18 protein-coding genes are annotated in these 17,907 nt (G+C 75.1%); 9 read left to right on the plus strand and 9 right to left on the minus strand.

Features of this window, described 5'->3' with window-relative positions; genetic code table 11:
• Both MY520_RS26590 and MY520_RS26595 read left to right on the plus strand, forming a co-directional pair.
• On the plus strand, positions 1 to 417 hold a 417-nt coding region (locus MY520_RS26590), incomplete at its 5' end, for a pentapeptide repeat-containing protein (RefSeq protein ID WP_436695705.1).
• Positions 414 to 956 carry a GXWXG domain-containing protein gene (locus tag MY520_RS26595; RefSeq protein WP_436695706.1) on the plus strand — a complete coding sequence of 181 codons (543 nt, stop codon included), beginning with the start codon at positions 414 to 416 and terminating at the stop codon, positions 954 to 956. The genes MY520_RS26590 and MY520_RS26595, both read left to right, overlap by 4 nt.
• Here MY520_RS26595 and MY520_RS26600 read toward each other — a convergent pair whose 3' ends face one another.
• The 5 genes from MY520_RS26600 to MY520_RS26620 form a co-directional block, all read right to left on the minus strand.
• Positions 957 to 1,409: a hypothetical protein gene (locus tag MY520_RS26600; RefSeq protein ID WP_436695707.1), complete on the minus strand. Its 453-nt coding sequence runs from the start codon at positions 1,407 to 1,409 to the stop codon at positions 957 to 959.
• Positions 1,410 to 1,447: 38 nt separating this feature from the next.
• Complete coding sequence (locus tag MY520_RS26605) at positions 1,448 to 2,404, minus strand: anti-sigma factor RsbA family regulatory protein (protein WP_436695708.1); 957 nt, start codon at positions 2,402 to 2,404, stop codon at positions 1,448 to 1,450.
• The gene (locus MY520_RS26610) at positions 2,401 to 3,285 is read right to left on the minus strand and encodes an MEDS domain-containing protein (RefSeq protein ID WP_436695709.1); all 885 of its coding nucleotides are present in this window, start codon (positions 3,283 to 3,285) and stop codon (positions 2,401 to 2,403) included. Before MY520_RS26610 ends, MY520_RS26605 begins: the two co-directional genes overlap by 4 nt.
• A gap of 61 nt (positions 3,286 to 3,346) precedes the next feature.
• Complete coding sequence (gene pntB / locus MY520_RS26615) at positions 3,347 to 4,753, minus strand: Re/Si-specific NAD(P)(+) transhydrogenase subunit beta (protein WP_436695710.1); 1,407 nt, start codon at positions 4,751 to 4,753, stop codon at positions 3,347 to 3,349.
• A 2-nt stretch (positions 4,754 to 4,755) separates the two neighbouring features.
• Positions 4,756 to 6,306: a Re/Si-specific NAD(P)(+) transhydrogenase subunit alpha gene (locus MY520_RS26620; protein ID WP_436695711.1), complete on the minus strand. Its 1,551-nt coding sequence runs from the start codon at positions 6,304 to 6,306 to the stop codon at positions 4,756 to 4,758.
• Positions 6,307 to 6,548: 242 nt separating this feature from the next.
• On the opposite strand from MY520_RS26620, the gene MY520_RS26625 reads away from it, so the two are divergent.
• Both MY520_RS26625 and MY520_RS26630 read left to right on the plus strand, forming a co-directional pair.
• Positions 6,549 to 8,612 (plus strand): putative bifunctional diguanylate cyclase/phosphodiesterase, encoded by a 2,064-nt coding sequence (locus tag MY520_RS26625; RefSeq protein WP_436695712.1) that lies wholly within the window; start codon positions 6,549 to 6,551, stop codon positions 8,610 to 8,612.
• Positions 8,613 to 8,668: 56 nt separating this feature from the next.
• Entirely contained in the window at positions 8,669 to 9,487 is an 819-nt protein-coding gene (locus tag MY520_RS26630) for an HDOD domain-containing protein (RefSeq protein ID WP_436695713.1), read from the plus strand.
• A 41-nt stretch (positions 9,488 to 9,528) separates the two neighbouring features.
• Here MY520_RS26630 and MY520_RS26635 read toward each other — a convergent pair whose 3' ends face one another.
• On the minus strand, positions 9,529 to 10,686 hold the full coding sequence (locus MY520_RS26635; protein WP_436695714.1) for an acyl-CoA dehydrogenase family protein: 1,158 nt from the start codon (positions 10,684 to 10,686) through the stop codon (positions 9,529 to 9,531).
• Between the two features lie 6 nt (positions 10,687 to 10,692).
• Positions 10,693 to 11,868 carry an acyl-CoA dehydrogenase family protein gene (locus MY520_RS26640; RefSeq protein ID WP_436695715.1) on the minus strand — a complete coding sequence of 392 codons (1,176 nt, stop codon included), beginning with the start codon at positions 11,866 to 11,868 and terminating at the stop codon, positions 10,693 to 10,695.
• 136 nt (positions 11,869 to 12,004) lie between these two features.
• Here MY520_RS26640 and MY520_RS26645 point away from each other — a divergent pair, with 136 nt between their 5' ends.
• Both MY520_RS26645 and MY520_RS26650 read left to right on the plus strand, forming a co-directional pair.
• Positions 12,005 to 12,385, plus strand: coding sequence for a zf-TFIIB domain-containing protein (locus tag MY520_RS26645; protein WP_436695716.1), 381 nt, complete (start codon positions 12,005 to 12,007; stop codon positions 12,383 to 12,385).
• Between the two features lie 26 nt (positions 12,386 to 12,411).
• Positions 12,412 to 13,239 (plus strand): hypothetical protein, encoded by an 828-nt coding sequence (locus tag MY520_RS26650; protein WP_436695717.1) that lies wholly within the window; start codon positions 12,412 to 12,414, stop codon positions 13,237 to 13,239.
• Between the two features lie 72 nt (positions 13,240 to 13,311).
• On the opposite strand, the gene MY520_RS26655 is transcribed toward MY520_RS26650, so the two are convergent.
• Both MY520_RS26655 and MY520_RS26660 read right to left on the minus strand, forming a co-directional pair.
• A complete protein-coding gene (locus MY520_RS26655) occupies positions 13,312 to 14,481 on the minus strand; it encodes a 4-hydroxybenzoate 3-monooxygenase (RefSeq protein WP_436695718.1) in 1,170 nt (389 codons plus the stop codon).
• Between the two features lie 50 nt (positions 14,482 to 14,531).
• Positions 14,532 to 15,308 (minus strand): IclR family transcriptional regulator, encoded by a 777-nt coding sequence (locus tag MY520_RS26660; RefSeq protein ID WP_436695719.1) that lies wholly within the window; start codon positions 15,306 to 15,308, stop codon positions 14,532 to 14,534.
• 69 nt (positions 15,309 to 15,377) lie between these two features.
• Between MY520_RS26660 and pcaH the strand changes: the two genes are divergently transcribed.
• The 3 genes from pcaH to pcaB all read left to right on the plus strand — a co-directional run.
• The gene (gene pcaH / locus MY520_RS26665) at positions 15,378 to 16,124 is read left to right on the plus strand and encodes a protocatechuate 3,4-dioxygenase subunit beta (RefSeq protein ID WP_436695720.1); all 747 of its coding nucleotides are present in this window, start codon (positions 15,378 to 15,380) and stop codon (positions 16,122 to 16,124) included.
• Positions 16,121 to 16,780, plus strand: coding sequence for a protocatechuate 3,4-dioxygenase subunit alpha (gene pcaG / locus MY520_RS26670; protein ID WP_436695721.1), 660 nt, complete (start codon positions 16,121 to 16,123; stop codon positions 16,778 to 16,780). The genes pcaH and pcaG overlap by 4 nt, the downstream gene beginning before the upstream one ends.
• Positions 16,781 to 16,803: 23 nt before the next feature.
• Positions 16,804 to 17,907 (plus strand): 3-carboxy-cis,cis-muconate cycloisomerase (pcaB, locus tag MY520_RS26675; protein ID WP_436695722.1); only part of this gene is annotated, 1,104 nt, incomplete at its 3' end.

Genomic DNA, 17,907 nt, shown 5'->3' on the forward strand with positions numbered 1-17,907 from the left:
GACCGCACCGAGCGGCTGACCGGCGCCGGCGCCGACGAGCTCGCCGGCGTCGACACCGCCGCCCTGCGCGAGGAGGCCGGCGGGCTGCTGCGGTCGGTCAGCGAGCGGGCCCGCGCCGGCGTCCGGGGCCGCACGCGGGTACGGCGCGGTGGGGACCTCGTGGGGGCGCGGCTGCGCGGCGCCGACCTGCGCGGGTCCGGCCTGCGCGGCGCCTACCTCATCGGCGCCGACCTGCGGGACGCCGACCTGCGGCTGGCCGACCTGCTCGGCGCCGACCTGCGCGCCGCGGACCTGCGGGGCGCCGACCTCACCGGCGCGCTGTTCCTGACGCGGCCGCAGACGGCCGCCGCGCGCGGCGACGCGGGCACCCGGCTGCCGGCCGGCCTCGAGCACCCGGCGCACTGGGAGATCCCGTGACCGGGGCGCTGGACTGGCTGGAGCGGCACCGCGGCGGCGCCGCACCCGTCGACGTCCTCGCCTTCGCCGACCGGCTGCCCGCCGTCGAGCCGGGCACGCTGATCGGCCGCTGGCGCGGGTCCGAGCTGCCGACCGGGTCGCCGCTGGACGGGCTGCTCCCCGCACACCGCTGGTACGGCAAGGAGTTCCTCGACGCCGACACCGTGCACCCGCTGCTGTTCCGCGACCGGGCCGGCGTCCCGCGGCCCGTGGACCCGGCCCTCGCACCGCTGGCCCTCCTCCTGCGCGCACCCGCGCCGGCCCGCAGCGCCCCGGCCCGCGCCGCGTTCGCCACCGTCCGTCCGCTGCTGGCGACCCGGCGGCCGACGGCGCGGGTGCGCCGGCTGGAGCACCGCGGCGTCCTCACCGCCGCGCTGGTCTACGACCGGCTGCCGGTCGTCGACGCGTTCCGCCAGGTGACCCCCGACGTGCTGCTCGGGCTCATGGACGCGCGCGGCCTGGAGGCGCCGTTCGCCTTCGTGCTCGAGCGGGACGGGTGATCAGGCGACCGGCGGGGGCACCTCGCCCTCGGGGTCCTCCGGCCGGGGCCGGCGGCGCAGGATGCCGGCGACCGAGCTCACCCGGGTGGTCGCCTGCCGCAGCCCGTGGATCAGCGGCAGCAGGTCCTCCGAGATCCGCCGCAGGGTGTCCGGGACGGTGTCGATCACCGGGTCGTCCAGCACCTTGCTCACCCGTTCCAGCCCGGGCCGCAGGGACCGCACCGGCTCCTCGAGCTCCTCGACGAGGGCCTCCAGGCGCTCGGCGGTGCGCTGCGCCGACGCGATCGTGTCGGTCGCGACGGTGGTGGCGGCGATGAGCTCCCGGACGGCGGTGTTGAGGTCGCTCATCGTCCGCGGCAGCTGGGACAGCGCCTCCGTCTGGTTCTGCATGAGGGTGATCAGCTCGGATAGTCCGGGGATGCGCGGCATGCCCAGGCCACGGAAGGGGTCCACGGGGCAACCGTGGGCGACGGCGGGCCGCGCCGCAACCGTCAGAGCCAGGTGGAGATGCGGACCGTCGTGCCCTGGGTCGTGCAGCGGACCTGCACGAGGTCGCAGAGCTGGTGCACCAGGTAGACGCCGCGGCCGCCGTACTCCTCGGTGGCCGGGGGACGCCGGCCGACCAGCGGATCGATCAGCCGTCCGGCGTCGGAGAACTCGACGACGGCGGCGCCCGGCTCGGTCCACATCGCCAGCGTCCCGGCGCCCCCACCGTGGCGGACGCTGTTGGTGGCCAGCTCGGAGGCAGCCAGCTCGAGGCCGGCGGCGCGGTCGTCGGAGAGGCCGCAGGAGCGGGCGTACTGGGCGACGGTCCGCCGGACGGCAGGCACGTCGCCGGCGCCGAACTCCCCGCGCAGCACGCCCTCGGCCGACGGCGGCGGGAGCGCTTCGCACAGCAGCTCGGCCGGCGTCCGTGCGGTGTGCTTCCCCGTGGGGAGGGGCCGCCCGTCCGGGCCCGCGCGGAACGGGTGGGTGGTCAGCGCGCGGGCCGTCACCGACGGCGCGAGGCCCTCCACGTCGTAGGGGCAGAGCAGCCGCCACGCCGGGCCGCCGTCGAAGGCGGTGTTGAGCAGGTGCTCGTGCAGCTCGCACTCGACCAGCTCGGTCGCCGACCGGGCCGGGTGCGCCGGCTCGCCGACCCCGCGCAGGACCCGGCCGGCGCGGGTGGCCCGGTCGAGCGCCGCGGACCACGCGGCGATGATCCGGCCGGGGTTGGCGCCGACGTCGGTCATGTCGAGGAACTGCAGGTCGCCGGCGTCGCCGCGGAGCGCCTCGCGGAGCTGGGCCAGCCGGGGCGTCGGCTCGACGATGACCACCGTCTCGTCCCGTGCCAGGCCGTCGCGGACGAAGCCGACCACGCCGGCGAGGAACTCCTCGTCGCCGCGGTAGGGGAGGGTCTCGTGCACGAACGCGGGCTGGGTCGCCGCGCCCGAGGGCGCGGCGGTCACGCCGCGCGTCCGGCGGTGGTGACGGGGGCGATCCGGTCGTAGCCGAGCAGCCGCCACACGCGGGCGAACAGCGGGGAGGCGCCGACCAGCTCGGCCCGCCGCCCGCGGGTGACCCGGTCCTGAGCCCAGGCGGCGAGTGCACGGCACCCGGCCGCGTCGGCGAAGGTGAGCAGCCCGACGTCCAGGATCGCCACCTCGGCGCGGTCGACGGGGGAGGTCGTGAGCAGCCGGCGCAGCCGGTCGGCACCGAAGGCGTCCACGCAGCCGGAGACGGCCAGCCGGTCGCCGTCGACGAACACCCGGAAGGGCACCAGCTCGTCGGCCTGGACGCCGTCGGGCACGCGCGCCTGCGGGTGCACCGCGGCCACCTCGCGCAGGACGTCGTCCCCGAGCGCGCCCCGGCGGTAGGCGCAGAGGGCCGACATGCCCGCACCGCCGGCGAAGAAGCCGTCGGCGAGGTGCTCCCAGCGGACCAGCTCCGACCGGCGGCCGGGGTCGGCGGCCAGCCCGGTGAGCTCGGCGACCACCCGCAGGCCCACGGCGCCGCCGTCGAGCGCCTCGCGGGTCGCGGCGTCGTAGAAGGCGAGCTGGTCCTCGGGGGAGAACCCGCCGTCGCGGCCGTAGGCCTGCGACAGGGGCAGCACCGTGAGCGTCCCGGCGGCCTCGAGCTGCTCCACCGCGCCGAGCGGGCCGGGCCGGCTGCGGAGCAGGTCGATCGTGTCCTCGTCGCCGACGTAGACCAGCCGCTCGCCGCGGGTGAGGCCACCGGCGAGGAAGCGGGCGGCGACGGCGGTGAAGGACGTCGCGTCCTCGTAGACCCAGCAGAGGTGGTCCGCCGGGCCGACGGGGACCGGTTCGGTGACCAGTCCCTGAGTGCGCACACACCCACGGTAGGCGTTGCTCAGCGGGACCGACAGTGCCTGGCGAGGACCGCGGGATTGCTCACAGGGAGCGCAGGATGTCGTCCACCCGCTCGCGGGCGTCGCCGAAGAGCATGCGGGTGTTGTCCCGGAAGAACAGCGGGTTCTGCACGCCGGCGTAGCCGGTGTTCATCGACCGCTTGAAGACGATCACGTCCTCGGCCTCCCACACGTGCAGCACCGGCATGCCGGCGATGGGGCTGCCGGGGTCGTCGAGGGCGGCGGGGTTGACGGTGTCGTTGGCGCCGATGACCAGGACGACGGAGGTGTCGGGGAAGTCGTCGTTGACCTCGTCCATCTCCAGGACGATGTCGTAGGGCACCTTGGCCTCGGCCAGCAGCACGTTCATGTGGCCGGGCAGCCGGCCGGCGACCGGGTGGATGCCGAAGCGGACCCGCACGCCCTTGTCGGTGAGCTTGCGGGTGAGCTCGGCGACCGGGCCCTGGGCGTGCGCGACGGCCATGCCGTAGCCGGGTGTGATGATCACCGACCGGGCGGTCCGGAGCAGGTCGGCGGCGTCCTCGGCGGTGATCTCGGTGTGCTCGCCGTCCTCGGAGGCCGCGGCGGTGCTGCCCTCGTTGCCGAAGCCGCCGGCGATGACCGAGAGGAAGGAGCGGTTCATCGCCCGGCACATGATGTAGCTCAGGTAGGCACCGGAGGAGCCGACCAGGGCGCCGGTGATGATCAGCAGGTCGTTGTCGAGCAGGAAGCCCGACGCGGCGGCCGCCCAGCCGGAGTAGCTGTTGAGCATCGAGACGACGACGGGCATGTCGCCGCCGCCGATCGAGGCGACCAGGTGCCAGCCCAGCGCGAGGGCGAGGACGGTGACGGCGGCGAGCACGCCCAGGCTCGGGCTGACGACGAAGGCGACGGTGAGCGCGGCGAAGGCGACCAGCGCGCCGAGGTTGAGCCAGTTGTGGCCCGGCAGCATCAGCGGGTTGCTCTTGATGCGGGCCGACAGCTTGAGGAAGGCGACGATCGAGCCGGTGAAGGTGACCGCGCCGATGAAGACGCCGATGACCACCTCGGCGGAGTGGATGCCGAGCAGGTTCTCGGGCACCTCGGTCTGGGCGGCGCCGGCCCGCTCGACGGACAGGTAGCCGTTCCAGCCGACCAGCACCGCGGCCAGCCCGACGAAGCTGTGCAGGATCGCGATCAGCTCGGGCATGCCGGTCATCTGCACCCGGCGGGCCCGCCACAGCCCGATGGCCGCGCCCGCGAGCATGGCGACGGCGATCAGCGCCGTCGCGCCCGCGTCCAGGTCGCGCGCGGCCAGGCCGATGGTCGCGGCGAGCGCGATGGCCATGCCGGCGATGCCGAAGCCGTTGCCCGTCCGCGCGGTCTCGTGGCGGGACAGCCCGGCCAGGCTGAGGACGAACAGCAGGCCGGCGACGATGTAGGCCGCGGAGGCGGCGGAGAGCGCGGTCACGGTCAGCCTCTCGTGAACATGCCGAGCATGCGGCGGGTCACGGCGAAGCCGCCGAAGACGTTGATGGAGGCCACCAGCACCGCGACGAACGCGAGCGCGGTGACCAGGGGGCCGGTGTGGCCCAGCTGCAGGAGGGCGCCGACGACGATGATCCCGGAGATCGCGTTGGTCACGCTCATCAGCGGGGTGTGCAGCGCGTGGTGCACGTTCCCGATGACGTAGAAGCCCACGACGATCGCCAGCGCGAAGACCGTGAGGTTGCCGATCAGCGGGTCCGGGGAGAACGCCGTCACGAGGAAGAGCACCACGGCCGCGCCGCCGACGATGGCGGCCCGCCGGGCCGGGGACGGCGGGGACGCCGCCACCGGGACGGCGGCCGCGCGCGGTGCGGGGTCGCTGGCCTGTCCTCCGGCCGCCGGCGCCGCCGACACCTGCACCGGCGGGGGCGGCCACAGCACCTCGCCGCCCCGGACGACGGTCATCGACCGCAGCACGACGTCGTCGAGGTCGAGGACGACCTGCCCGTCCTTGCCGGGGGTGAGCAGCTTGACCAGGTTGACCAGGTTGGTGCCGAACAGCTGCGAGGCCTGGCCGGGCAGCCGGCCGGGCAGGTCGGTGTAGCCGATGATCGACACCCCGTTCGGGGTCACCACCACCTCGTCGGCCACCGAGCCGGCGACGTTGCCGCCCTGCGCGGCGGCCATGTCCACCACCACGCTGCCCGGCCGCATGCTCGCCACCATCTCCTCGGTGATCAGCCGCGGCGCCGGCCGCCCGGGGATGAGCGCGGTGGTGATCACGATGTCGACCTCGCGGGCCTGCTCGGCGTACATCAGGGCAGCCCGCCGGTCGAAGTCCTCGGACGTGACGCTCGCGTAGCCGGTGCCGCCGCCCTGCAGCTCGTCGGCCGGCACCCCGACGTACTCCCCGCCCATCGACTCGATCTGCTCGGCGACCTCGGGCCGGACGTCGGTGGCGCGGACGATCGCGCCCAGGCTGCTCGCCGCCCCGATCGCGGCCAGCCCGGCCACCCCGGCGCCCACCACGAGCACGGTGGCCGGCGGCACCTTGCCGGCCGCGGTGACCTGACCGGTGAACGACCGGCCGAAGGTGTGCGCGGCCTCGATCACCGCGCGGTACCCGGCGATGTTGGCCATCGAGGACAGGACGTCCAGCGACTGCGCCCGGGAGATGCGCGGCACGGCGTCCATCGCCAGCGCGGTGACCGGCCGCGCGGCCAGCTCCTGCACCAGGTCGGGGTCCAGCGCCGGGCTCAGCGTGCTGACCAGGATCCCGCCGTCGCGGAGCAGGGCGAGCTCGTCGGTCGTCGGCTTGGCCACGTGCAGGACGACGTCGGCGGCCCACGCGTCGGCGCCGGTCCCGATCCGTGCGCCGGCCGCGGCGTAGGCGTCGTCCGGGAAGCTGGCCAACCGCCCGGCGCCGGCCTCGACGAGCACGTCGTAGCCGAGCGCGAGCAGCTGCCGCACGGTCGTCGGTGTGGCCGCCACCCGGGTCTCGCCGGGCCGGGCCTCCCTGGGCACTCCGATGAGCACGTCCACTCCGTTCCTGGGGGCGGCCCCGGCGGCGTCGGCGGGACCTCGAGGTGCGGTGCGGGGCCGATCATGCCCGGCGCCGTGGAACCCGCGGCGCCCGGGCGGGGTCGCGACCCCACCCGAGAGGGTGACGGGGCGCCCGCGCCGGGTGCACCCACGACCCCCGGCTGCCGTACTTGACCGTGAGCCGGGCACCCGGCCCGACCGGCACCCGAGGCCGGTCCGTCCGCGAGGGGGGGAACGTGTCAGCGCCGAGCGTGCCGGCCGAACCGCTGGTGTCCCGCGAGATCGTCTCCTCGATCTTCTACGGCGCGGCGGTGAGCGACACCCTCGCCCTCCTCGTCGCGGAGATGGTCGCGGGCACGCACCGGATCACCTGGGGCAACGAGGGCGCCACCCACCTGCTCGGCTACGGCCTGGAGGACCTGCGCTCGCTGCCGGTGTCGGCACTGGTGCCCACGCTGCGCGGCGGCGAGGTCAAGCTGCTGCTGCGGCGCGAGCGCAGCGCGCAGATGACCCTGCAGGTCCGGACGGCGAGCGGCGCCCTGGTCGACACCGTCGTCGTGGCCACCCCCACGCCGTCCGGTCGGATGTGGACCCTCCGGCTGGTGGCCGCGGCCAACGACCAGGAGCGGGCGCTGCGGGCCACCGCCGACGCGCACGAGCAGCGCTTCGCCACCCTCACCGAGCGCTCGCCGATCCCCACGCTGCTGTCGGAGCAGGGCATGCGGCTGGCGCACGTCAACGACGCCTTCTGCAGCCTCGTGGGCCTGCAGGCCGAGCAGCTGCTGGGCACCGGCTGGATGGCCACCGTCCACCCCGACGACCTCGACGGCGTGATCGAGCAGGTCGTCGCCGTCCTCGGCGGCGGGGAGGGCGAGGCGCAGGCCCGGCTGGTCCGCGAGGACGGCACCGAGCGGACGACGGTCATCCGGTTCGCCCACCTGTTCACCCCCGGCGTCGGCGCCGGCTTCGTCGGCATCATCGAGGACATCACCGACCGCCTGGCCTTCGAGGCCCGCCTGGCACACCAGGCCAACCACGACCCGCTCACCGGCCTGCCCAACCGCACGCTGCTCGCCGACCACGTCGGCGCCCGGTTCCGCCCCGGTGACAGCGGGCTGGCCTGCCTCTTCCTCGACCTCGACAACTTCAAGGTGGTCAACGACTCCCTCGGCCACGCGGCCGGGGACGAGCTGCTCGTCGAGGTCGCCGCCCGGCTGCGCGCCACGGTGCGGCCCGGCGACCTGGTGGCCCGGTTCGGCGGCGACGAGTTCGTCGTCGTCTGCGAGGGTCTCGACGAGGACGCCGCGGTCACCCTGGCGACGCGGATCGGCGCGGCCCTGGCCCAGCCGGTGCGACTGGGCGGGGTGGACGTCCGCCCGCACGCCAGCGTCGGCGTCACCGTGCAGACCGCCGAGCACCTCGCCGCCGACGAGCTCATCCGCGACTGCGACATCGCGATGTACCAGGCCAAGGCCGGCGGCAAGGGCCGGATCACCGTGCTCGACCAGCAGGCCCGCGCCGAGGCCCGCGACAAGCTGCGCCTGGTGGCCGAGCTGCGCCGGGCCGTCGAGGACCGCGACATCACCCTGCTCTACCAGCCGATCTTCAGCTCCGCGGACCGCACCGCCACCGCCGTGGAGTCCCTCGCCCGCTGGGAGCACCCCGAGCGCGGCGCGATCAGCCCGGCCACCTTCGTCGCCCTCGCCGAGGAGAGCGGGCTGATCGGCGGCCTCGGCCTCCTGGTGCTGGACGAGACCTGCCGGCAGCTGGCCGAGTGGGACCGCGAACTCGGCGGGGCGGCGCCGCAGCGGGCCAACGTCAACGTGTCGGCGCTGCAGCTCGACGACAACCTGCACTCGCACGTGGTGGCCGCCCTGGAGCGGCACCGGCTGCACCCCTCCCGGCTGTCGATCGAGATCACCGAGTCGGCGCTCATGCAGGACCCCGACTCGGCGCGCGTGGTGCTCACCCAGCTGCGCGACCTCGGCGTCCAGCTGGCGATCGACGACTTCGGCACCGGCTACTCCTCGCTGGCCTACCTGCGCCACCTGCCGGTGGACTGCCTGAAGGTCGACCGCTCCTTCGTCGCCGAGCTGTCCCACGGGCACACCGAGATCGCCTCGGCGGTCATCGCGCTGGCCACCAACCTCGGCCTCACCACGGTGGCCGAGGGCGTCGAGACCGCCGAGCAGGCGACCGAGCTGACCCGCCTCGGGGCCGCCTACCTGCAGGGCTACAGCCTGGCCCAGCCGATGACCGGCGCGCGGGCCGCCGAGTGGTTCGCCGCGCACGCCCGATGACGCGGTCCCCGTCCCGCGGCCCCTCCGTCCACCCGTTTCCCCGCACTGGAGCCGACGTGCCCCCCACCCTGGCCGCCGCACCGTCCTTCGACCTGGACGCGGTGCTCGCGAGCATCGACACCATGGCCGCGCAGAAGCCGGTCGCGGCGCAGATCGTGTCGGTCGCCAACTCCGACGACACCAGCGCCAAGGCGCTCGCCCAGATCCTGGCCGCCGACGTCGCACTGGCCAGCCGGGTGATGAAGCTGGCCAACTTCGCGTACTTCGGCATGCGCGGCCGGGTGACCTCGCTGCAGTTCGCGGTGACCGTCATCGGCTTCACCACGGTGCGGACCATGGCCACCGTCGCGCTCACCGACCTGGACGACGAGTCGCGGCTGCCCGGGGACTTCTGGCGGATGAGCACCGGGGTCGCGCTCGCCGCGTCCACGCTCGCGCCCCGCTTCGGGGAGCGGCCGCAGGACGCGCTGTGCCTCGGGCTGCTCGCCCCGGTCGGGGTCGCGCTGCTGCACCACAACGACCAGGAGGGCTACGCCGAGCTCACCGCCGCGGAGCCCGCCAACGGCGGACGGCGGGCCGCTGAGGTGCGGCGCTACGGCATCCACGCCTTCCGGCTGACCGCCGTCGCCCTGGAGCAGTGGGGCTTCCCGCGGAGCATGGTCGAGCCGCTGGGCGCCGTCGACGACCTCGCCTCCGACGAGGGCGCCCTGCTGCGCGTGGCCCTGGAGATCGCCTCCCGGCTGACCACCGAGGGCTACCTGCCGGTGCCGGTCGAGCGGCTGACCGGCGGGGTGCTGCGGGAGGACGCCGTCGGGCCGGTGCTGGAGAAGGTGCGGGCCGAGGCCGAGGAGCTGCGCCTGGCGATGCTCGGCTGAACGGACGGCGCCCCCGGATCGGGGACGCCGCCCGCCGTCCCTCAGCCGGTGTAGGGCGCGCCCAGCGGGTCGACCGTCTCGTACGTCGAGACGCCCGCGGCGAGCCGGGCCGCGGCCCAGTCGCCGTTCCCGAGCAGGTGGTCGATCGCGGTGAGCCGGCTGGTGTAGTGGCCCACCTTGTACTCGGCGGTCACCCCGATGCCGCCGTGCAGCTGGATGGCCTCCTGGCCGATGTGCCGGCCGGCTCGGCTGGTCTGCAGCCGGGCGCGGTCGGCCGCGGTGACGACGTCCCCACCGGCGTCCTGGACCATCGCGGCCCACAGCGCGGTGCTCCGGGCCAGCTCCAGCGAGATGTACATGTCCGCCGCCCGGAAGGTCAGGGCCTGGAACCGGCTGAGCGTGACCCCGAACTGCTTGCGGGTCTTGAGGTACTCGGCGGTGGTCCGCAGCGCGGTCTCCATCGCGCCGATCGCCTCGTGGCTGTAGGCGATGCTGGCGGCGGCCTGGGCCCGCTCGATGTCGGCCGTCCGGTCCGCGGAACCGCCGCCCTCGCCGAGCAGCTCGGCCGGGGTGCCGTCGAACCGCACCTGGGCGGCGCGGCCGCCGTCGTGGGTGCGGTAGCCGGTGCGGGCCAGCCCCTCGGCGTCGCCGCGGACGAGGAAGAGCGCGGTCCCGCCGTCGACGACCGCGGACACGACGAGGACGTCGGCCCGCGCGCCGTTCGGCACGGGCTCCTTGACGCCGGTCAGCCGCCAGGTGTCGCCGTCCCCGGTCGCGGTGACCCCGGCCGCGGCCGGGCTCCACCGGGTGCCCGGCTCGGCGTGCGCGAAGGCGAGCACGCTGCCGCCCTCGGCCAGCGGCCCGAGCACCTCGGCGCGCTGGGCATCGGTGCCCACCGCGGCCACGACGCCGCCGGCGAGGACCACCGCCTCGACGAACGGCTCGGGCGCCAGCACGCGGCCGATCTCCTCGGCGACGATCGCCACCTCGATCGGCCCGGCGCCCATGCCGCCGTGCTCCTCGGCGAAGGGCAGCCCGAGCAGGCCCATCTCGGCCAGCCGCGCCCAGGTCTTCTCGTCGAACCCGGGGTCGGCCGCGACGACCTTGCGGCGCTGCTCGCTGTCGCCGTAGGCCCGGTCCAGGAGACCGCGCACGGCCCCACGCAGGTCGTTCTGCTCGCTGTCGAAGGTGAAGTCCACGTCAGATCACAGCCCCAGGATCGTGCCGGCGATGATGGTGCGCTGCACCTCGTTGGAGCCTCCGTAGATGGAGACCTTGCGGTGGTTGAGGTACTCCGGGGTGGCCACCCGGGCCCAGTCGGGCACCAGCGAGTCCTCCCCGGCGAACGACGCCACCGACAGCGGGCCGGCGATGTCGACCAGCAACTCGGTGGCCGCCTGCTGCAGCTCCGAGCCCCGGAGCTTCAGCACCGACGACGCCGGGTGCGGCTTGCCGTCGGAGGAGGTGGCGACGACGCGCAGCGCGGTCAGCTCCAGCGCGAGCAGCTCGTTCTCGACCTCGGCGAGGCGGACCGCCATGTGCGGGTCCTCGCTCAGCGGCCGGCCACCGGAGGTGATCTGCGCCGCGTGCTCCTTGGCCTGAGCCAGCAGCCGCTTGGTGCTGCCGACCCGCGCGATGCCGACCCGCTCGTTGCCGAGGAGGAACTTCGCGTAGTCCCAGCCGCGGTTCTCCTCGCCGACGAGGTTCTCGCCGGGCACGCGGACGTCCTCGAAGAAGACCTCGTTGACCTCGTGGCTGCCGTCGATCAGCTCGATCGGGCGCAGCGTGACGCCGGGGGAGTCCATGCGGAAGACCAGCAGGGAGATGCCGCGCTGCTTCTTCTCCGCAGTGGGGTCGGTGCGGACCAGGCAGAAGATCCAGTCGGCGTGCTGGGCGAACGTGGTCCAGGTCTTCTGGCCGTTGACCACCCAGTCGTCACCGTCCCGGACGGCGGTGGTGCGCAGCGAGGCGAGGTCGGAGCCGGCCTCGGGCTCGGAGAAGCCCTGGCACCACCAGATGTCGAGGTTCGCCGTCGCCGGCAGGAACCGCTCCTTCTGCTCCTGGTTGCCGAACGCGGCGAGCACCGGGCCGATCATGCTCGAGTTGAAGGCGAGCGGTTCGGGGACGCAGGCCAGCTGCATCTCCTCGCGCCAGATGTGCCGCTGGAGCGGGGTCCAGTCCCGGCCGCCCCACTCGACCGGCCAGTGCGGCACGGCCAGGCCGGCGGCGTTGAGGACCCGCTGGGTCTGGACGTAGTGCTCCTTGGTCACGTGGCGGCGGGCCGCGACGGTGTCGCGGATCTCCTGCGGCACCTGGGTGGTGAAGAAGGTGCGCATCTCCTCCCGGAAGGCCTCCATCTCCGGGGACAGCTGCAACCGCATCGGACCTCATCTCCTGACGGCGGCGTCGCCGTCTCGCAGAACGGGACCCCGACGATGCCACAAGAGCTACCCGTCGGTAGGGCCGGGAGGGACGGCGGCGGGGAACCGTCTGCGGCGGGTCGTGCGTTGCCCCGCCATGGACCTGATCTGCCCGAAGTGCCAGGGCTCGATGCGGACCTACGAGCGCAACGGCGTGCACGTCGACCAGTGCTCCGACTGCCGCGGCATCTTCCTCGACCGCGGCGAGCTCGAGCGGCTCGTCGACGCGGAGACCGCCTGGCACGGCCGCTCCCCGGCCGGGCAGGGCGCCGCGTCGCACGGGGCTCCCGGCGGCTCGACCGGTCCGGCGTCCGGCGGGCACGGCGCCGGTGGCATCGGGGCCGGTGGGCTCGGTGCCGGTGGGCTCGGTGCCGTCGTCGGCGAGGTGCTCAACCAGGTGCAGGGCAAGAAGCACTCGTCGTCGTCCGGGTACGGGTCCAAGCGCAAGCAGTCGTTCCTGGGCGACCTGTTCGGCTGACCGCCGGAACGGGCACCCTCGACGACGTGTTCGACGTCGACTGGATGGGGCAGCTGACCCGTGACGTGCTGCGGGAGCGCACTCCCGCACTGATCGCCGAGGCCTGCGCCTGGAGCGTCGGCCTGTCCGACCGGCCGCACCACGAGCGCCGGCGCGGGCGGCTCGTCGAGACCGGCGGCACGATCGGCGACCGCGCCGCGCGCGGGCTGGCGCTCAGCGGCGAGGAGGACGGCCGGCTCGACCTCGGCGACGCCCGGCCCGGCAGCTTCCGCGACGTGCTCAACGCGGTGGACGCCGACGGCGGCGTCTACGCCGACCGGTTCGACCGGGAGGTGCTCGAGCCCTTCGTGCTGGCCACCTGCGTGCTCGCCGCCGAGCGGGCCCTGTCCACCCGGCGGGCGGACTGGGCCGAGCTGCTCGACGACCTCGGGGAGGACGGCCGGGACCTGGTCGGCGCCGTCCGCGCGGGGGAGTGGGAGGCGCCGCTGCGGACCGAGGCCGAGCACCTGGTGCTCGCCGCGCTGGCCGACCAGCCGCTGCTGGAGGTGGAGGCGGCGGGACTGCCCCTGTCGCTGGTCCGCGCGGCGGAGGCGCTGACCCGCGCGACCGCGCCCGCCGCGGAGCCGCCTCCGGCGGAGGACCCCGCCGCGTCGGGTGCGGTGTTCATCGCCCGGGCCGCCCTCGCGGCCGAGGGCCTGCCCGAGCCGGTCCCGCCGGCCTCCGCCGACCGGCTGCTCGGCGCGCTGCTGGCCGAGGGGCTCGAGCCCGAGGAGCTGCCGGCGGTCCTGCCGCACCTCCCCCTGGCCCCGCACACCGCCGACGCCGTCCTCACCCTGCTCCACGCCGCCCCCTGACCGGGCGGTTTCCGCGGAAACCGCCGCCTCGGGACCGGCGGTTTCCGCGGAAACCGCCGCCTCGGGAGCAGGTCAGAGGTCGAGGGGCAGGCCGGTGTAGTTCTCCGCGAGCTCGCGGGCCGCGGGCTCCGAGGCGACGATCCGGCGCAGCTGCGACAGCTGCAGCTCGGCGTCGAAGTCGTCCCCGGAGCGGTGCAACATCGAGGTCATGAACCAGGAGAAGTGGGTGCACCGCCACACGCGCGCCAGCGCCCGGTCGGAGTAGGTGTCGACCAGGTCAGACTCCTTCTCCTGGAGCAGCCGCACCAGCGCCGAGGCCAGCAGGGTGACGTCGGCGACGGCGAGGTTGAGGCCCTTCGCGCCGGTCGGCGGGACGATGTGCGCGGCGTCCCCGGCGAGGAACAGCCGGCCGCGGCGCATCGGGGCGCTGACGAACGACCGCATCGGCAGCACCGACTTCTCGGTGATGGTGCCGGTGCTGATCTCCCAGCCCTCGAGGGCGAACCGCCGGGCGAGGTGGTCCCAGATCCGGTCGTCGGACCAGTCCTCGATCCTCTCGTGCGGGTCGACCTGCAGGTACAGCCGCGACACCGTCGGCGAGCGCATCGAGTAGAGCGCGAAGCCCTCGGGGTGCCAGGCGTAGATCAGCTCGTCGGTCGCCGGCGCGGCGTCGGCCAGGACGCCGAGCCACGCGTAGGGGTAGGTGCGCTCCCACACCGTCCCGCCGGCGGCCTGGACCACCTGGCGCGAGGGGCCGTGGAAGCCGTCGGTGCCGGCGATGACGTCGCACTCGAGCACCTGGGCCACGCCGTCGGCGTCGGTGAACCGGATGCGGGGCGAGTCGCCGTCGACGTCCTCGGGGTGGACGTCGGAGACCTCGAACAGCAGCGGCGGGCCGCCGTCCAGCTGCGCCGTGATCAGGTCCTTGGTGACCTCGGTCTGGCCGTAGACCCAGACCGTGCGGCCGCACAGTGCCGGGAAGTCCAGCTCGTGCCGGGTGCCGGGGTACTGGAGGTGGATGCCGTGGTGCTCGAGCCCCTGGCGCCGCAGGCGGTCGCCGACGCCGGCGGCGGTCAGCGTGTCGACGGTGTGCTGCTCGAGGACGCCGGCGCGGATGCGGGCCTCCACGTAGGCCCGCGACCGGTTCTCCAGGACGACCGAGTCGATCCCCTGGAGGTGCAGCAGCCGCGACAGCAGCAGGCCGGCCGGGCCGGCGCCGATGATCCCCACCTGAGTTCGCACGGGGGGAGTGTGACCGCCGGGATCCGGGCGGGGGAACCGTCGGCTCTCGCTCAGTGGAAGTGCTGGGCCCGCGACACCCCGCGCCCGATGCCCCGCGCGGCCACCTCGAGGACCGGCACCAGCCGGGTCAGATCCCGACGGTGACTGGGGACGACGATGCCCAGCGCGGCCACGACGACCGGGGCCCCGCCGCGCTCGGCCCGCACCGGGACGGCGACCGAGAGCGTGCCCAGCGACATCTCCTCGGCGGTGCGCGCGTACCCGCGGCGGCGCACCTCGGCCAGCTCGCGGCGCAGCCGGGCCGGGTCGACGACGGTGTGCCGGGTCGCCCGGGTCAGCGACCGCAGCACCCCCTCCACCACGTCGTCCGGCGCGGAGGCGAGCAGCACCTTGCCCACCCCGGTCGCGTGCAGCGGCAGCCGGCTGCCCACCTGGCTGACCACCGGTACCGACACCCGGCCGGAGATCCGTTCCACGTACAGGGCCGCGCGCCCCTCCCGGACGGCGAAGTGCACGGTGTCGCGGGTGGCGGTGTGCACGTCGAGGAGGAACGGGGCGGCCACCTGCCGCAGCTCCAGCTGCACGGGGGCGAGCAACCCGAGGTCCCAGAGCTTGCGGCCGATCTCGTAGCGCCCGTCGGCCCGCCGCTGCAGCGCACCCCAGTCGGTGAGCTCGCCGAGCAGTCGGTGGGCCGTCGACAGCGGCGTCCCCGATCGCTCGGCGATCTCCGACAGCGACAGCCGCGGAGCGCTGCTGCTGAACGCGTCGAGTACCGCCAGCGCCCGCGAGGTGACCGACCGCCCGGGCGTCGCGCTCCCACCGGCCACGGGCACCCCTTTCCACTGGACGGCAGTCTCGGCTTGGGCAGCCTAGTCCGGCGGCCGTACCGTCCCAGCATGACCGGGACCACTTCCGAGAGCCGGCTGCACCTGCCGCGCTACCTGCGCGAGGACCCCTCGCTGCGCACTCCCGTCGGGTACCCCGACTACAAGAGCACCGGGCTGCGGGCACCGCTGCGGACGCCGGTCGACCTGCCGCACCGGCTGACCGAGGTCACCGGCCCGGTGCTCGGCGAGGAGCGGGTCGTCCCGCAGGACGCCGACCTGACCTGGCGCAACGGCGGCGAGGCGGTGGGCCAGCGGATCCTCGTCTACGGGCGGGTGCTCGACAGCGGCGGCCGCCCGGTCCCCGACGCGCTGGTCGAGGTGTGGCAGGCCAACGCGGCCGGCCGCTACCGGCACGTCGTCGACAACTGGCCGGCGCCGCTGGACCCGCACTTCGACGGCCTCGGGCGGGTGGTCACCGACAGCCTGGGCCGGTACGAGTTCCTGACGATCAAGCCAGGGGCCTACCCGTGGGGCAACCACCACAACGCCTGGCGCCCGGCACACATCCACTTCAGCCTGTTCGGCCGGGCCTTCACCCAGCGCCTGGTCACCCAGATGTACTTCCCCGACGACCCGCTGTTCGGTCAGGACCCGATCTACAACGCCATCCCCCCGGCCGCCCGCCACCGGGCCATCAGCCGGTACGACCTCGAGCGCACCCAGGACAACTGGGCGCTGGCCTTCCAGTGGGACATCGTGCTGCGCGGCGCGGAGCAGACCCCGTTCGAGACCGACGACGACGGAGATGTCGCGTGACCACCTACAACCCGCTGGACGTCCCCGCCGACCCCACCGAGCCCTTCCAGCCGCGGTCGGGGCAGCGCGGCACCGGCTTCCTCACCGGGCCGCTGCGGCTGGGCCCCACCCCGAGCGCGACCGTCGGGCCGTACCTGGCGATCGGGCTGACCTGGCCGGACGGCGCGTGGGCCGCCGCCGAGGGCACCGAGGGCGGGATCTGGATCCGAGGCCGGGTCTTCGACGGCGCCGGCGCCCTCGTCCCCGACGCCATGGTGGAGACCTGGCAGGCCGACCCGGACGGCGGCTTCCCGTCGCCCGAGGACCCGCGCGGCGCGTCGTCCTACCCCGGCTTCCGCGGCTACGCCCGGGTGCAGACGATCGATCCCCCCGGCGAGTTCGCCCTCTTCACCCTCAAGCCGGGCCGGCTGCCCGACGGCGAGGGCGGCCTGCAGGCCCCGCACATCGACGTCAGCGTCTTCGCCCGCGGCCTGCTCGACCGGGTGGTCACCCGGATCTACTTCGCCGACGAGGCCGCGGCCAACGCCGAGGACGTCGTCCTGCGCGGCATCCCGGAGGACCGGCGGGACACGCTGATCGCCGCGCCGACGGCCGACGGCTACGAGTTCGACGTCCACCTGCAGGGCGACGCGGAGACGGTCTTCTTCGCGCTGTGACCGGTCACGGTAGGAAGGACACCGTGACAGGTCTGTTCGCCGGCACGTTCGCCCGCGGCGCGGCGGCGGCCGCGGTCTCCGACGACGCCTGGTTCCGGGCGCTGCTCGAGGTCGAGGCCGCTCTCGCCCGCGCCGCGGCGCGCACCGGGCTCGTGCCGACGACGGCGGCGGACGCGGTCACGGCCGCCTGCGCCGACCCGTCCCGGCTGGACCTCGCCACCGTCGTGGCGCGGGCCGCCGACGCGGGCAACCCTGTGCCGCCGCTGGTGCGGGCGGTGCAGGACGCGGTGGGGGAGCGCGACGCGGTCGCCGTCCACGTCGGCGGCACCAGCCAGGACGTCCTCGACACCGCGCTGCTGGTGCTGGCGCGCAACGCCGTCGCCGCGATCGACGCCGACCTCGCCGCGTCCGCGGAGACCGCGGCGGGGCTGGCGCGCACCCATCGGGACGACGTCGTCATGGGCCGCACGCTGATGCAGCAGGCGCTGCCCACCACCTTCGGGCTCAAGGCGGCCGGCTGGCTGGCCGGCCTCGACGGCGCCCGGGTCCGGCTGGCCGAGGTGGTCGCCTCGCTGCCGGTGCAGTACGGCGGCGCGGTCGGCACGCTGGCGGCCAGCGACGGCGCCGGCGTCGCCGTGCGGGCGGCGCTCGCCCAGGAGCTGGGCCTGGCGTCCACCGCCGTCCCGTGGCACACCGTGCGGCTGCCGATCGCCGACCTCGCCGGTTCCCTGGGCGCCGCGGCCGGGGCGGTCGCCACGGTCGCCGTCGACGTCGTCCTGCTCGCCCAGTCCGAGGTGGCCGAGGCCGCAGAGGTGGGGGAGGGCCGCGGCGGGTCCTCGGCCATGCCGCACAAGCGCAACCCGGTGGCCGCGATCTCCGCCCGCGCCTGCGCCCGCCGCGCGCCCGGGCTGGTCGCCACCCTCCTCGGCGCGATGGAGCAGGAGCACGAGCGGGCCGCGGGCGCCTGGCACAGCGAGTGGCCGGCGCTCACCGAGCTGCTCACCACCGTCGGCTCGGCCGCGGCCTGGCTGGCCGAGAGCCTGCGCGGGCTGCGCCCCGACGTCGCCCGCATGGCCGCCACCGCGGCCGCGGCCGCCGAGGGCCCGCTGGCCGGCGCGCTCGCCGAC

The sequence above is a fragment of the Geodermatophilus sp. CPCC 205506 genome (assembly GCF_051383635.1).
In the GTDB taxonomy this organism is placed as follows: Bacteria; Actinomycetota; Actinomycetes; order Mycobacteriales; family Geodermatophilaceae; genus Geodermatophilus.